Below are 17063 nucleotides of genomic sequence, written 5' to 3' on the forward strand. Positions count from 1 at the left end.
TCAACCGTTTTGTGCAGCCTTGGCGTTTTGCAGTTGCTGGGCTTTTTCGGTGAGCAACGCTTTTTCTTCGGGGCTCATGTTGTCCAGACGCAACCGCGCCTGGGCGATTTTCTCCAACTGACCCGGACTGCTTTCCCGGGAGCGCAACGCCGCCGCCAGACCCGCCACGGTCGGATGGTCAAACACCACGCCCGGCTGAATTTCGCACTGCAACAACTTGCGAATGCCGGCCACCAGTTTGATCACCAGCAAGGAATGGCCCCCGGCGGCGAAAAAGTCCCGGTCGATGCCCAAACGCCCAACCCCCAGCAACTGCGCCATGCGTGTCACCAGCAATTGCTCAAGAGCATCGCGGGGCTGCATGCCTTCATCGTCAGCCGAAGTGGACACGAGTTGTTGCAAGGCCTTGCGGTCAACCTTGCCGTTGACCAGTCGCGGGAAGCTGTCGATCAACTGCAAGTGCTGCGGCAGCATCGCACTGGGCAGGCGCAGCGCCAGTTCGTCGCGAACGGCATCGAGCAAAGTCGCCGAAGGCGCCTGATGCGGCACGATGAACGCGAGCATCCCTTCTTGCGCGGACGGCCCCGGCAACACCAGTGCTTGCGCGACCTGCGGCAAACGCAGTAACTCGGCTTCGATCTCTGCCAGTTCGATGCGGAAACCCCGCACCTTGATTTGCTGATCGCGCCGACCGTGCAACGCAATCGCCAGATCCGGGCGATAGCGGGCCAAATCGCCAGTGCGGTACAGGCGCTCCTGCGGATTAAACGGGCTCTGGATGAACACTTGCGAATCGGCCTCGACATTCACGTAGCCACGACACAACTGCGCGCCGCCGAGGTACAACTCGCCCAGCACACCGACCGGCGCCAGTTGCAGGTTATCGTCGAGTACAAACACCTGATTGTTGCCCAACACCCTGGACAGAACGCCGGCGTCAGGCACCGCCGCCTCCAGATCCAGCGGATGAACCAGCACGCCGACCGTGGCCTCGGTCGGGCCGTAGTGATTGAACACCCGGCAATCACTGCGCAAACCGGCGATCCGTTGCACCAATCCCTGGGCAATCGGCTCGCCGCCCAGCACCAGCGTGCGCGGCAGTTGCGCGCGTTCGCTGTCGAGCAGCGCGGCCAGGTGCGACGGAACGATCTTCAGGCAATCGATGGCCTGCCGTTGCAGGAAATCGGCAAACAAATTGCCGTCCTGCATCTGCTCATCGCTGGCCACATGCAGCGCGGCACCGTTGAACAAGGCGCCGAACAGCGCCGTGTTGCCCAGGTCTGCCGCCACCGTGGAGGTGAAGCCGAACTGCTGGCACTGCTCCAGCCCCAGGGCCTGGCTGACGTGAGCGGTGTAATTGAGCAATTGCCGGTGCTCGATGACCACGCCTTTCGGCATACCGGTGGAGCCGGAGGTGAACAGCACGTACGCCGCCTGATCGCCCTGTGTGTCGAGGGTGATGACCGACGTGCTCGCCGGGGCCGATTGCAGCACACGATCCACGGTCGCCAGAGGCAACGGATAATCGTGCCATTGCGCGATGTACCCGGCGTCGACCAGCAGCAACCCAGCGCCGGCCTGTTCCAGCATCAAGGCTTGACGGGCTTGCGGCCATTGCGGGTCCAGCGGCAGGTACGCCGCGCCGATGCGCCACGCCGCGAGCATGGCGATCACCAGCTCCGCCGAGCGTGGCAAGGCCAGAGCGACGATAGCCCCCGGCGCCATGCCCTGGGCCTTTAATGCCTGGGCCAACACCTCGACCTTCGCCTGCAACTGCCCGTAACTCAGGCGTTGATCGCCGTCAGTCAGGGCGATGGCTTGCGGTGTGGTCCGGGCCCAATCGGCAATGCGCTGCGGCAAGAACCGGCTATCGACCAGTGCTCGCGCTGGCGGGTTGATCGCCAGCAAGCGCTGCTGTTCGGCGGCTCCCAACACGTTCAGTTGACCGAGTTCGGCGTGAAGATTGGCAACGATGTTTTCGAGCAATACGCGCAACTGCTCCAGCAACCCTTCCATCGCCTGAACCGAGTAACGGGACGGGGTGTAATGCAGGTGGAACGCGTGGGCGTTGCCCGCCTCGTCCGTTTCCAGTTCAAGCATTAATTCAAACAGTGCTTCGCGCACCGCTGAACGCGGAGTCCATTGCAGATCTGCGGACGTCGCGGCTTGCATGGCCCGGCACACGGCAAAACCATACGCCGGGCGAGCCGCCGTCGGAACAAGTTCAGGCGACCAGTATTCCTGCCACGTACGGTGCTCATCCAGACGCGCCGCCAACTCCACCACCCAAGTGCTAAACGCTGCATTTGCCGTCAGTGACAGGTTCAGCGGCAGGGTTTTCTCGAACACGCCCACGGCATCGCTGAAGTACTGGTAATCTTCGCGACTGTCATGCCGCACACCGACCAGCACCTGTTGATGCCCGCTGAGCCGACCCAGCAACAGCCACCAGGCCGCTTGCAGCACCACACTCGGCGATTGCTCCAACGCCCCGGCCACTTGCTGCAAACCGCTGCGCAGTGCCGGATCGAGCGTGAGCGCCAGCGACTCAGTGGCCGACGACAATCCAGGATTCCCGTTGCGATAGGCCAGCCACGGAGTACTCAGATCAGGATCGGCGCCTTGCAGGTGTTCCTGCCAGTAAGTACGTGCGCCGGCCGCGTCTTCGTCGAGCACCACTTCACTGCGCCATTCCAGGTACTGGGTGAATTCACCGGTCTCTTCATCATCGTCCGTCGCCGTTGGTTGCCCATAGGCCCGCACCAACTGCTGATACAGCAACCGCACGCCGCTTTGATCGAGGCTGTGCCGGGCCATGCCCAACACCAATTTCCATTGATCATCGGCCAGGCGATAGAGCACCGCTTGCGCGCCCTCGGACTCACCGACGACAAAAGCACGTTCCGCCCATTCGCTGAGCTGAGCCTGAATACCGGCCGGGGTATCGACCCGCGCCTGCACGCTCAGCGGGAAGCGCTCCGCACCGCCGACGAACTGCCGGACACCATGGAATCCCGGCGCCTTGCCCAGCCGCGCAACCAGCATCGGCTGTTGCGCCAGCACGCTATCCAGCGCGCCCTGCACCCGCTGTGGATTGAGGGCGCCGCGGATCTCGATCTCCAGGAAATGCAGCGCATCACCACAGGCCGGGGACTTGGGCAACTGCTCCAGCAACCGTTGCTGTTCAGGCGTCAAGGCGTAACCCAGGTCCTGCTGGTCCATCGATACCTCGTTCATGCTCCGGTTTCCTCGGTGGTCATTACGCGCTCAAGGGCGCTGCGGTCGAACATGTCGCCCATGGCCACGACGATCTTGCGCGGGCCTTCGAACGGATCACGGGCGTGGGCCACCAGCATGTTGTCGAGCAGGATGGCGTCGCCTTTTTGCCAGTCGAAACGCACCGCGCATTCTTCGTACAAGTCACCGATGCGTTGCATCACTTCGTCTTCGATCGGCGTGCCGTCGCCGTAGAACACGTGGCGCGGCAAGCGGTCCAGGCCGAACATCGACAACAGGTCTTCCCGCACGTCCGGCTCCAGCCAATAGATATGATGCAGTTGCACCTGGTTGAAGAACGATTTGGCGCCGGTCACCGGGTGACGAATGATGGCCGGCCCTGGGGTGCGGGTTTGCAATTCGTTGTTGTCGAGCCAGCGCCATTCGATGCCGCCGGCCCGGCAACGGGCCTCCACCTCGGCACGGTCTTCAGTCTTGAAGAAATGCTGCCAGGACACATCGAGGTTGTCGGTGAAGGTGCGCACGTAAAGCAGGCCTTTCTCCTCGAACTTGTCGCGCAGGTCCGCCGGCAGTTTTTCGTACATCAACCGGCAATCCACCACCGGAGTCGCACCGCCAATGGGCGCGGCTTGCTCGCAATAGAACATCTGCTTGCGCGGCCAGCGGTCCTGATGGGAGCTCTCGTTGTGGAACAGGATCATCTTGCGTTCCGGGTACGGCGTGGAGCGGTAGGTGTTCTTGCCGCCCTCTTTCTTCGGCAGATCGCCGTACTGGCCGTAAAGCCCCGGCTGGATCGCTTCGGCAAACGCCTCGAAGCCCTGAATGCCATCCAGCTCGAAACCACGGAACAGAATCCCGGCATGCCTGGCGAGTTTTTCTTCGATCAGCGGCCGGTTGTTGTTGATCCACTCGATCAAGTCCAGATGCGGCTCGTTCGGTTCCAGCAGCAGCGGGAACGGCTGAGGCGCGGCGATCAGCGACTCGCGTATCGGCGCCGGTCGGGCCTTGGCCGCCGGGGCGGCACCGCGCTTGAGGAACTTGCCGAGTTTGTCGGCCTTGGGTCCGGGGACGGCAGGCTTGGCGGCCACCGCTAAATTGTCGACTGGCATGCTGATAGCTCCCAATTGAATGTCCTGATCAGCGACGATCTGTTCCAACAGGGCTATCCAGGCCTTCACCAGGTGCTGGATGCGCTCGTGTCCGAACAAGGTTGTGGCGAATTGCCAATTACCCAGCAATTGCCCTGCTTCATCGTCAACGAACAACGCCATGTCGAATTTAGAATGGGTCTCCAGCGCCGGCAGCGATTCCACGCTCAAACCGCCCATGGCCTGGGTGCGTCCGGGCAGGTTGTTCATCACGAACAACACTTGCACCAGCGGGTTCATGCCCTTGTGCCGCGGCACGTCCGAGGCGTCGACGATCATGTCGAACGGCAGGTCCTGATGCTCCATGGCACTCAGCAGGGATTCCTGGGTCTGGCCCAGGAACCGGGCGAACGGCGTGGTGGCGTCGAACTGCGAACGCAACGGCAAGACGTTGACGAAGAAGCCGATCAACCGTTCAAGCTCCGGCTGTTCACGCCCGGCCACGTCGGCACCGACCAACACATCCGCAACGCCGCTGACCTGGTGCAACAACACCTGGAACGAGGCCAGCAGCGTGCTGTACAGCGTGACGCCCGCGTCCATCGACAACTGGCGCAAGGCCGTGCTGAGTGGCGTGGTGAGCTGGAACTGCACCGAGTCACCCGCATAGGACGGTGTCAAACCACGGGGGTTGTCCGATGGCAACTTCAGTTGCCCGTCATAGCCCGCGAGCCGCGCTTTCCAGTACTCGGCCTGACGCGCCAGCACGCCTTGCCGCTCCAGCTCCTGCTGCCACAGCGCGAAGTCGGAATACTGCACCTCCAGCGCCGGCAACGGGGTCAGGTCACCGGCCTTGATGCGGTGGTAAATCTGCACCAGTTCGTTGACCAGCAAGCCCATCGACCAGCCGTCGGAGATGATGTGGTGCATCGCATAAAGCATCACATGCTCGGTCGGCCCCAGGTGCAGGATCCGCCCACGCAACAGCGGTGCGTGTTCCATATCAATCGGCGTGCGCGCGTTTTCCAGTGCCGCTTGTGCCACCCATTCTTCCTGGGCACTGCGGGACAGACCGGACAAATCGATCACCGGGAAATCCAGTTCAACCTGCTCGGCGATCACGGCAATCGGGTCACCTTCATCGTCCTGGGTATACGCGGTACGCAGCACTTCATGGCGGCGCACCACCTCGGCGAAACTGCTGATCAGCCGATCCACCGACAACTCACCGCGCAAACGCAGGGCCATCGGCATGCCATAGGCCGCGGTGCCGCCGGACAATTGCTCGGCGATCCACAAGCGACGCTGCACCAGCGACAACGGTGCGCTGTGCCGGCTGCCATGGGCCTTGAGCACCACACCGTGGCCGCTCGGCTCAGGTGTGCCCTGCTGCTGCGCGATCCACGCCGCCAGGTCCTTGAGTCGCGGATGGCTGAACAGGTCGCGCAGGCTCAACGTACAAGCCGTGAGTTTGCGCAGGCGCGAGACCGCTTGCGTCGCGAGCAGGGAATGCCCGCCCAGTTCGAAAAAGTGATCGTCGCGGCCGACCTGTTGCAGTTCCAGCACGTCCTGCCAGACCGTAGCGATCTGCTGTTCCAATGCACCTTCAGGCGCGACAAAGTCCGACGCCAGCAGACTGGCATCGACGCCCGGCAAGGCCTTGCGATCGATCTTGCCATTCGGGCTCAGGGGCAGGCATTCGAGGAACAGTACATGGGCCGGAACCATGTAATCCGGCAGGCTGGCCTTCAGGCGTGCCTTGATGTCACCGCGCAACGCCGCCAGCGTGGACGAATCGGCACTGGCTTGCGCCGGATCGTCGAACACCACGTACGCCACCAATTGCTGACCGATGGCGCCCGGTTGCGCCACCACCAGTGCCTGACGCACCGCAGGAACCTTCAGCAGATGGGTTTCTATTTCACCGAGCTCGATGCGCAAACCACGAATCTTCACTTGGTGATCGACCCGCCCGACGTACTCAATCACGCCGTCGGCGCGATAACGCGCGAGGTCGCCGGTGCGGTACACGCGGCCACCGCCCAGTGGATCGAACGGGTCGGGAATGAAGCGTTCGGCGGTCAATTCCGGGCGCTGGAAGTAGCCCCGTGCGAGCAGCTCACCGCCAATCACCAATTCGCCGACCACACCGACCGGCGCCGGTTGGCCCTGGGTGTCGAGCACATGAATCGCCCGGCCGCCCAACGCCCGGCCAATCGGCATGGTCACCGGCAACGGGTTGCGGCCGGACACGTAGTCGCTGCAATCGAGCAGCGTGGCGCTGACCGTGGCTTCGGTCGGGCCGTAGGTGTTCAGCAGGCGCACATGACCCAGCCCGGCCCGGCCCCAGGCGGCAACACCTTCCGGCGGCATGGCTTCGCCACCGACGATCACCTGGCGCAACGCGCCATAGTCACGATGACCCGCCGCCGCGAGGTCCTTGGCCAACATATTCCAGTAGGCAGTGGTCAGGTCGCTGACGCTGAACTGCTTGTCGAGCAATTCGCGATACCAGGTTTCGCTGTCCCAGATGTCCGGCCCGCGCAGCACCACCGAGGCACCGCAAATCAGCGCCGGGTAAAGCTGCTCGACAAAGGCATCGAAGTTGAACGTGGCAAATTGCAGCGAGCGGTCCTGCGGTGTGAGGCCGAGGAAATCCAGGGCCACCCGGGCATGACGGGTCAGCGCCGATTGAGTGATGCCGACCCCTTTCGGCCGCCCGGTGGAGCCCGAGGTGAACATCACATACGCCAGGTTTTGCGGGCCGCTGCGCTGCGGCAGATTGTCGGTCCGGGTCGGGTAATCCAGTTGATCCAGGCGCAGGACGGTCACACCCGCAGCTTCTGGCAACTTCGGCGCGAGGTGGCTTTGGGTCAACAGCACACGCAGACCGCTGTCCTCGATCATCGCGCCGAGTCGCTCGGCCGGGTATTCCGGGTCCAGCGGCACGTAGGCGCCACCGGCCTTGAGCACCGCCAGCAGGCTGATGATCATCTGCGTCGAACGCTCGACCGCAATGCCCACCAGCACTTCGGGGCCGACGCCGTGTTGCAGCAGCACGCGGGCCAATTGGTTGGCCTGGGCATTGAGCTGGGCATAGCTCAGGCGTTGCTCGTCGAAAATCAACGCCAATGCGTCCGGCGTGCGTTCGGCCTGCAGTTCAAACAAACGCTGCACGCACACCTCATCGACCGGCAGCGCCAGCGGCTCGCGCACAGCGGTCGAGACCAGCGCCAGATCGCCCACGGCACTGGCGGCAAGTGCCTCGACCATCTGCAACAGCAGGTGCGCGAGATGCCCGGCCAGTTGCTCAATCGCGGCGTCATCGAACTGCTGACGATCGAAACTCAGTTGAAACGACAACTCGGCGCCGAGGTTGACCGACAGGGTCAACGGGTAATTGGTTTGCTCGAAGTTACCCACTTCACCGAAGCGCAGATCTTGCGGTGCGCCCTGTTGCAGGGCTTCGGAGATCGGGTAGTTCTCGAACACCAGAATGTTGTCGAACAGGGCTTCGCCGCCCTGCCCGGCCCAACGCTGGATGTCGAACAGTGCGGTGTGTTCTTGCTCACGCAAGGCCAGGTTCTGCGCCTGCACCTGTTGCAGCCACTGCGCCAACGGCTGTTCGGCCCGTGGGCTGGCGACCACCGGCAAGGTGTTGATGAACAGGCCGATCTGCTGCTCGACACCGATCAGTTGCGCCGGACGTCCGGACACCGTGGCACCGAAGCTGACTGTGTCCAGCCCGGTATAGCGTTGCAACAGCAGCAGCCAGGCTGCTTGCACCAGGGTGTTGAGGGTGACTTTCTGTTCCCGCGCAAAGCCATTGAGCCCGGCGGTCTGCGCTTGGTCCAGGGTCAGGAAGTGCTCGCCTTGAGCGGTGTTGGCCGCATCGCTGCCGGTCCACACCAGCGCCTCGGCCAACCGGGTCGGCTCATCGAACCCGGCCAACTGGCCCTTCCAGAAACCTTCGGTGACCTGCGCGTCCTGTTGCGTCAGCCATTCGATGTAGTCGCGATAACGCCCCGCCGTGTTCGCCGGCACCTGGCCGCTATAGCGTTGCAGCACCTCACCGAGCAGCTGCGAATTGCTCCAGCCGTCCATCAAGATGTGATGGCTGGTGTAGATCAGGTGAAAACGCGTGGTGTCGAGACGCACCACCGTCAGGTTCAGCAACGGTGCGGCGGCAAGGTCAAAACCCTGCTGGCGCTGCGCGGCCGCCAGTTCGCTGAGCACCAGGGCCACATCGCTCTGGTCGCGCCAGTCATGGAAGGTGAACGGCACGGCCAGTTGCTTGTGAATCACCTGCAACGGACGCTTGAACTCACCGTCCCAGACAAAACTGCTGCGCAGCACATCGTGCGCATCCATTGCCGCTTGCCAGGCCTCGCGGAAACGCTCGACGTTCAAGCCTTCGACATCCACGCACAGCTGATTGATGTAATCGCCGGCCTGCTGCTCGTAGAGGGTGTGGAACAGCATGCCTTGCTGCATCGGTGACAGCGGGTAAATGTCTTCGACCTGGCGTGGCCTCACGGGCAACGCATCGAGCTGGCGTTGCGTCAACCCGGCCAGCGGGAAGTCCGACGGCGTCAGGCCCTGATGCCGAGCCTCACAGCAGTGCTCGATCAACAGCCCCAGTTCCTGCGCATAAGCCTGCGCCAATCGGGCGATGGTCGACTGATCGAACATCTGCCCGCTGAACGTCCAGCCGATACTCAATTCGCCGCCATACACCCGGCCATTGAGGGTCAGCCAATTGTCCAGCGGTGCCAGCGGACTTTGCTCCGCGCCCGCCGATTCGCTGGCCGGGGTGAACAGTGCGCCCGCCTCGTCGCCGAACCCGGCATCGAACTGGCCGAGGTAGTTGAAGGTAATGCGCGGCACGGGCAAGGCTTGCAGCGCCTGGCGGGTGCGGTCGTTGCCCAGATAGCGCAGCGCGCCAAAACCCAGGCCTTTATCAGGGATCGCCCGCAGTTGTTCTTTGATCGTCTTGATCGAGTCCTGCGGCGTGCTCGCCGGGGTCAACCGGACCGGGAACAGACTGGTGAACCAGCCCACGCTGCGGCTCAAATCGAGTTCGTCGAACAGTGCTTCTCGGCCATGGCCTTCGAGCTGGATCAGGGTCGAGGCGTCGCCCGTCCAGTCGGCGATCACCCGCGCCAGCGCCGTCAGCAACAGGTCGTTGACCTGCGTGCGATAGGCCGCCGGTGCCTCCTGCAGCAGCTGGCGGGTTTGCTGTTTGTCCAGACGGGTGTGCGCATGCAAGGCGTGGCGGTTATGCAACTCGCCCTGGGGTCGATCGCAGGGCAAGTCATTGCGTGAACCCTGCAATTGCTCTTGCCAGAACGCCAGCTGAGCCTGCATCGCCGGGCTGTCGGCGTGTTGTTGCAAACGTCGCGCCCAGGTTTGGGTGGCGCTGGTCTTGGCCGGCAATTTGAGCGTTTGGCCGGCCTGCAACTGCTCGTAGGCCTGTTGCAGGTCTTCGAGCAGAATCCGCCAGGACACGCCGTCGACCACCAGGTGATGGATCACCAACAGCAGACGCTGACTGCCATCGGCCATGTTCGCCAGCACCGCGCGCAGCAAATTACCGTTGGCCAGTTCGAGGCTGCGCTGGGCCTGTTCGCCCAACTGTTCGAGTGCCTCGGCATCCGCGACTTCAGCGGTCCACAGCAGCGGCGACTGTTGCCAGAGCGCCTGTTGCTCGGCCAGGGAGCGATGCTGCGCGGTCCAGTGGTCGCCCTGACGGGTGAAGGCCAGGCGCAACGCGTCGTGATGGCTGACCAGCGCCTGCAACGCACGCTCCAGGTGCTGGGCGTGCAGCGGTTTGGCGGACTTGAGCAGCACCGACTGGTTCCAGTGGTGCGGCTCGGCCATCTCGCGTTCAAAGAACAACTGCTGGAATGGCAGCAACCGCGTATCGCCAGTGACCGGGCCCTGGTCGATGCGCAAGTCGCTGTCGCCGACCTTCGCCACCGCCGCGAGGCTTTGTACGTTCTGGTGCAGAAACAGGTCTTTGGGGCTGAAATGAATCCCCGCCTGACGCGCCCGGCTGACCACCTGGATCGAGATGATCGAATCGCCGCCCAGCTCGAAGAAGTTGTCGCTGATTCCCACCTGCGGCCGACCCAGCACGCTTTGCCAGATCTCCACCAGCGCTTGTTCGATAGCGCTGGTCGGTGCCGTGTAAGCCTTGCTGCTGGCCGTGGTGTCGGCCTTGGGCAACGCCTTGCGTTCCAGTTTGCCGTTGGGGCTGACCGGCATTTTTTCCAGCCACAGCCAATGCTGCGGGACCATGTAGTCCGGCAATGTCTGGCTCAGGTGTTCCTTGAGGCTGCGCTGCAAGGCGTTGCGAGTTTCGTCGTCGGCGTGCAGCAATGCGTCGCGGGCCGGCACCACATACGCCACCAGCAGCGTGCCGTCCTGGGCGATCACCACGGTTTCACGGACTTCGGCGTGTTCGGCCAGGCGCGCTTCGATCTCGCCCAACTCGATGCGCAAGCCACGGATTTTCACCTGATGGTCCATGCGTCCGGCGTATTCGATCACCCCGTCGGCGCGATAACGCGCCAGGTCGCCGGTGCGGTACAGACGCTGGCCGTCACCGAACGGGCTGGTCGCGAAGCGCTCCGCCGTCAGCGACGGGCGACGGTGATAACCCCGGGCCAGGCCTTCGCCGCCCAGGTACAACTCACCAATCACGCCCACCGGCACCGGCGACAACTCGTGATCGAGAATGTAAGTGCCCAGGTTGGCGATCGGCTGGCCGATCGGCACGCTGTCGCGCCCTTCCTCGATGCACGTCCAGTGCGTGACGTCGATGGCCGCTTCGGTCGGGCCGTAGAGGTTGTACAGCCCGGCATTCGGCAGCTTGGCAAACACTTGCTGCTGCGCGTCCACTTGCAGGGCTTCGCCACTGCAGACAATCCGGGTCAGGCTGCTGCACTGGCCCACCGCAGGGTCTTGCAGGAACGCCTGCAACATCGACGGTACAAAGTGCAGCGTGGTGATGCGTTGCGCGGTGATCAGCTCGATCAACTGCGCCGGATCACGATGAATACCCGGCGCGGCCACCACCAGCGTCGAGCCGGTCAACAGCGGCCAGAAGAACTCCCAGACCGACACGTCGAAACTGAACGGCGTTTTTTGCAACACGCTGTCCGTGGCGTCGAGCCGATAGGCCTGTTGCATCCAGCACAGGCGATTGACCAGTGCCGAATGACGGTTGCCCGCGCCTTTGGGTTTGCCGGTGGAGCCCGAGGTGTAGATCACATAGGCAAGGTTTTCCCCGTCAATATCAATGCTCGGGTTGCCGTCGCTGCGGCCTTCCAGCCAGTCGCCGTCCTGATCCAGCACCAGGCTGCGAATGCCGGCCGGGATCGGTAACTGCTCAAGCAAGTGACTTTGGGTCAGCAACAATTGGATGCCGCTGTCTTCAAACATGTAGGCCAAACGTTCCTGCGGGTATTCCGGGTCCAGCGGCAAATAAGCACCGCCGGCCTTGAGAATCGCCAACAGGCCCACGACCATTTCCACCGACCGCTCGACCGCGATGCCCACCAGCACATCCGGGCCGACACCCTGCTCGATCAGCACGTGAGCCAGTTGGTTGGCGCGGCCATTGAGTTCGGCGTAGCTCAAGCGTTGCTCGGCAAACACCAGCGCACACGCCTGCGGGGTTTTACCGACCTGCTCTTCGATCAGCGCCTGCACGCTGCGATGCAACGGGTAGACGACGGCGGTGGCGTTCCAGTCGACGACCGTCAGTTGCCGCTCCCGCTCATCGAGCAATGCCAATTGCCCGACCGGACGGTGGATGTCCTCGACCAGGCCCTGCAACAGATTCAGCCAGTGCCGGCCCATGCGCTCGATGGTCGATGGCTCGAACAAATCAGTGGCGTAGGTCAGCGACGCGTGCAGGCCTTGCGGGTTATCACTGGTGTCCAGGGTCAGGTCGAACTGCGCGGTGCGGTGTTCCCAACTGAGGTTTGCCAGCTCGATGCCCGGCAACGACTCGGCCAGCGTTGAGGCCGCTTCGCTGCGATGGTTGAACATCGCCTGGAACAGCGGACTGTGGCTCAGGTTGCGTTGCGGTTGCAAGGCATCGACCAGTTGCTCGAACGGCAGGTCCTGATGCATCTGCGCCGCCATGGCCGTCTGCTTCACCTGTTGCAGCAATTGAGCACCCGTCAGCTGGCCGTCGAACTCGGCGCGCAGCACTTGGGTGTTAACGAAGAAGCCGATCAGACGCTCGGTTTCCAGGCGGTTGCGGTTGGCAATCGGCACACCGACGCGGATATCGGCCTGGCCGCTGTAGCGATGCAGCAAGGTCTGGAACGAGCCGAGCAACAGCATGAACAGCGTGACGTTTTCGCGCCGGGCCAAGGCCTTCAGGGCATTGCTCAGGGATTCGTCGAGGATGATCGGCAGACGTGCGCCACGGAAACTTTGTTGCGCCGGGCGCGGATGATCCAGTGGCAGCTCCAGCAGCGGCTGTTCGCTGCCCAGTTTTTCGCACCAGTAGGCCAACTGCCGATCCCGTTCGCCGGCGGCCATCCACTGACGCTGCCACACCGCGTAGTCGGCGTACTGCACCGGCAATGGCGGCAGTTCGGCCGGCCGGCCCTGGCTGATCGCCGCATACAGGGCCATCAAATCATCAATCATCACCTGCAACGACCAGGCGTCGGAGACGATGTGGTGCAGCGTCAGAATCAGTACATGATCCTGCTCGCCCACCTGCAGCAGAACGAAGCGCACCAACGAGCCGTCGAGCACATCGAACGGGCGTTGCGTCTCCTGTTCGACGAAGGCCTTGATGCTCGCTTCATCGCTGGCAGCCAGACGTTGTTCGACAAAGCTCACGCGACCTTGCGGGCGGATCACCTGCCAGGTCCGGCCGTCTTCCTCGACGAACGCCGTGCGCAGGCTTTCGTGGCTCTCCACCAGCGCCTCGAAGCTGCGTTGCAGGGCGTTTTTGTCCAGCGCGCCGCGCATCCGCAGCGCGGTCGGAATGTTGTAGGCGGCGCTGTCGGGGTCCATCTTCCACAGGAACCATTGCCGCTCCTGGGCAAAGGACAGCGCCAGCGGTTGGTCACGGTCGACCCGGGTCATCGGCGGTGACTGCTCGCCCGGTTCGGCGCCCAGTGCCTGGACGAAATCTTCCAGGGTGCTGTGCTCGAACAGGCTGCGCAACGGCACCTGGATGTCCAGCACCCGCCGCACCCGCGACACCACTTGGGTCACCAGCAGGGAGTGCCCGCCCAGCTCGAAGAAGTTGTCGGTCAGGCCCACGCGATCCAGTTTCAGCACGTCCTGCCAGATGGCGGCGACTTGCTGTTGTCGTTCGCTCTGCGGCGCGACATAACGCGCCTGCAACTGGCTCGCGTCCAACGCTGGCAACGCCTTGCGGTTGAGTTTGCCGTTAGGTGTCAGCGGCAGGCTGGCGAGAAACAGCAGGTGCGCCGGGACCATGAATTCCGGCAGGCATTCCTTGAGCCGCGCCTTGAGTTCATCGCGCAGACGCAGTTGCTCGTCGGCGGCATCGAGGTCCAGTTGCGGCGCGACCACATAGGCCACCAGTTGCTGGCTGCCCAGGGCTTCCTGCGCCAGCACCGCCACTTCGCGAACCGCTGGCTGCTCCAGCAGACGCGCTTCGATTTCACCCAGTTCGATGCGGAAGCCGCGGATCTTCACTTGATGGTCGATGCGACCCATGTATTCGAGCACGCCGTCGTGACGATGGCGCGCCAGGTCGCCGGTGCGGTACAGCCGCGCGCCGTTGCCGAACGGGTCGGGCAGGAAGCGCTCGGCGGTCATCGCCGCACGGTGGTGATACCCACGGGCCAGGCCGTCGCCGCCGATCAGCAGTTCACCAATCGAGCCCGCCGGGTTCGGTGCCAGGTCATCGCCCAAAATGTACAGCGTGGTGTTGGCAATCGGTTTGCCGAGGTACGGCTGGCGCTGCTCGCGGGTCAACTGCCAGGCCGCCGACCAGATGGTGGTTTCGGTCGGGCCATAAAGGTTCCAGACCTGCCCCGCCAGACCGAGCATGCGCTGGGCCAGGTCATCGGCCAGCGCTTCACCACCGCAGAGGAATTTACAGCCTTGCAGGATGGGAGCCTGTTCGTGGTCGAGCAACATGCGCCAGGTCGACGGCGTGGCTTGCACCACCGTGACCTCCTGTTGCCGGATCATCTCCAGCAGCGCTTGCGGATCCTGGGCGGTTTGCTTGTCCACCAACACCACACGGGCACCGCTGAGCAGCGGGCCGTAGATTTCCAGGCCGAATATATCGAACGAGAACGTAGTCAGTGACAGCATGCGGTCCCGGGCCTCGATGCCCGGCTCCTTGACCATGCTCACCACGAAGTTCACCAGCGCCTGATGGCGCACCATCACCCCTTTGGGCTTGCCGGTGGAGCCGGAGGTGTAAATCGCGTACGCTAGGTTTTCTCCGCTGAGCGATACCTGCGGATCGGCCTCGCTGTAACCGCGAGCGTGCTCGCCTTGCGGGTCGAGCAACAGGGTCTGCACGCCGGCCGGAATCGGCAGTTGCCCGGTCAAATGCGCCTGGGTCAGCAGCAGTTGCAGACCGCTGTCCTCGATCATGTGCGCCAGACGGTCTTCAGGGTATTGCGGGTCCAGCGGCACGTAGGCACCGCCCGCCTTGAGAATCGCCAACAGCCCGATCAGCATTTCCAGGCTGCGGTCGATGGCGATACCGACCAATTGATCCGGGCCGACGCCCAGTTCGATCAGTCGATGGGCCAACTGGTTGGCCTGGCGATTGAGTTGTGCGTAGCTCAGAGACTGCCCTTCGAACACCAACGCCGTGGCCTCTGGCGTGCGCAGCGTCTGGGCTTCGATCAATTGATGGATGCAGCGGTCAGTCGGGTATTCGGCGGCGCTGCGGTTCCAGTCGACCAGCACCTGCTGTTGTTCGGTTTCGTCGAGCAGGCCTAGTTCGCCTACACGCTGCTGCGGATTGGCAACGATACTACCCAGCAGATTTTGCCAATGCCGTGCCAGCCGTTCGATGGTCGCGCCGTCAAACAGGTCGGTGGCGTAGGTCAGTTGTGCGCCGAGGCCCTCGGGGCCGTCGAAGGTTTCCAGGGTCAGATCGAATTGCGCGGTGCGCGAGGGCTGATGCAAGTGGCGGATCGTCAGCGCTGACTCGCCGGTGCCCTGGCGGCTTTGGCTGGCGCCGGTGCTCTGGTGGTTGTACATGACCTGGAACAGCGGGCTGTAGCTCAGGCTGCGTTCCGGCTGCAAGGCCTCGACCAATTGCTCGAAAGGCAGGTCCTGATGCGCCTGGGCGGCCATCGCGGTCTGCTTGACTTGGGCCAGCAGCGTACTGAACGTGGCCTGAGCATCGAACTCGGTCTTGAGCACCTGGGTGTTGACGAAGAAGCCGATCAGCCGCTCGGTCTCGACCCGGTTGCGGTTAGCGGTGGGCACGCCGACGCGAATCTCGGCCTGGCCACTGTAGCGATGCAACAAGGTCTGGAACGACGCCAGCAACAGCATGAACAGGGTGACGTTTTCGCTTTTGGCCAACGCCCTCAGGCGCTCGCCCAGTGCCGGCGGCAACGCCAGCTCATGACGGGCGCCACGCAGGCTCTGCACCGCCGGACGCGGGTAATCGGTGGGCAATTCCAGCAGCGGATGTTCGCCGCCCAAGTGCGCCTGCCAATACTCCAGCTGCCGCTCGCGCTCCCCGGCTTCCATCCAGTGCCGTTGCCAGATGCCATAGTCAGCGTACTGGATCGACAGCGCCGGCAAAGCGAGTTCCTGGCCCTGGCGGTAAGCGCCGTACAGTTGCAGCAATTCATCGACCATGACCCGCATCGACGCGCCATCCGAGGCGATGTGGTGCTGGGTCAGGGTCAGCACGTGCTCCTGCGCACCAAGGCGCAGCAGGCTGACGCGCAGCAGCGGCCCGTTGATCAGGTCGAACGGCTGCCCGGTCTGTTCGGCGACGAACGCTTGAATCTGCGCCTCTGGCGGCAGGGCATCGGGGCTTTCATCCAGTTCATGCACGGCGACGGTCAGGTTCATGTGCGGATGAATCACCTGCACCGCTTGCTCATCCTGCTGCCGGAACGTGGTGCGCAGGCTTTGATGACGGGCAATCAGCGCATTGAACCCCCGTTCGAGTGCTGCTACGTCAAGTTCGCCCTGCAAGTGCATGGCGCTGGGGATGTTGTAGGCGGCGCTGTCGGGGTCCATCTGCCAGAGGAACCACTGGCGTTCCTGAGCAAAGGACAGCGGTACCGGATCGAACTGCGACTGTGTCTCGGGAATCGGCAGGTTCGCCGGCGAAACACCTTCCTCCAACATCTTCTGCAGATAGACCCTGCGCTTGTCGAGCGGCAAAGTAATGAAGCGCCGGGCGATCTTCAAAGCGACATTGGTATCCATCAAGCTTCCTCCATTTCGTCAAGCAGGGCGTCCAGCTTGCTCAGTTTCAACGTATCGACCTGCTCACCTGCGGTTGCCAGACTGCTGACGAAATCCGTGAGTACGGGGTGTTGAAAAATCAGTTGTGGGGTCAGTTTCAGGCCCAGTTCCAGTTGCAGGCGTGAAACCACATTGACGGCCAGCAACGAGTGGCCGCCCAGTTCGAAAAAGTGATCCAGCAAGCCGACACGCTCGACTTGCAGTACGTGCTGCCAGATCGCCGCGACCTGCTGCTCGCGCTCGCTCTGCGGGGCGACATAACGCACCTGCCAA

Annotated in this window: 3 protein-coding genes (1 of these 3 cut by a window edge); all 3 read right to left on the bottom strand. The window is 63.2% G+C overall.

The genetic code is table 11. The features are described 5' to 3' along the window. Tightly spaced (each overlapping or abutting the next), the 3 genes in view from ACCC96_RS09065 to ACCC96_RS09075 form a layout consistent with a single transcriptional unit that may run on beyond the window. Positions 1-3237, bottom strand: coding sequence for a non-ribosomal peptide synthetase (locus ACCC96_RS09065; RefSeq protein WP_413695617.1), 3237 nt, complete (start codon positions 3235-3237; stop codon positions 1-3). Beyond that, positions 3234-16751, bottom strand: coding sequence for a non-ribosomal peptide synthase/polyketide synthase (locus ACCC96_RS09070; RefSeq protein WP_413695618.1), 13518 nt, complete (start codon positions 16749-16751; stop codon positions 3234-3236). Before ACCC96_RS09070 ends, ACCC96_RS09065 begins: the two co-directional genes overlap by 4 nt. Beyond that, positions 16751-17063: the 3' portion of a non-ribosomal peptide synthase/polyketide synthase gene (locus ACCC96_RS09075; protein WP_413695619.1), read on the bottom strand. The gene runs 12059 nt beyond the window's last position; only the last 313 of its 12372 coding nucleotides appear in the window; its start codon lies off the right edge, out of view; it ends in the stop codon at positions 16751-16753. The genes ACCC96_RS09070 and ACCC96_RS09075 overlap by 1 nt, the downstream gene beginning before the upstream one ends.

Origin of the sequence: Pseudomonas sp. Pseusp11 (genome assembly GCF_047304405.1) — a bacterium.
GTDB lineage: Bacteria > Pseudomonadota > Gammaproteobacteria > Pseudomonadales > Pseudomonadaceae > Aquipseudomonas.

Coding starts and splice junctions, on each gene's coding strand:
- ACCC96_RS09065 (WP_413695617.1), bottom strand. CDS start 3,237: ATGAACGAGGTATCGATGGACCAGCAGGACCTGGGTTACGCCTTGACG.
- ACCC96_RS09070 (WP_413695618.1), bottom strand. CDS start 16,751: ATGGATACCAATGTCGCTTTGAAGATCGCCCGGCGCTTCATTACTTTG.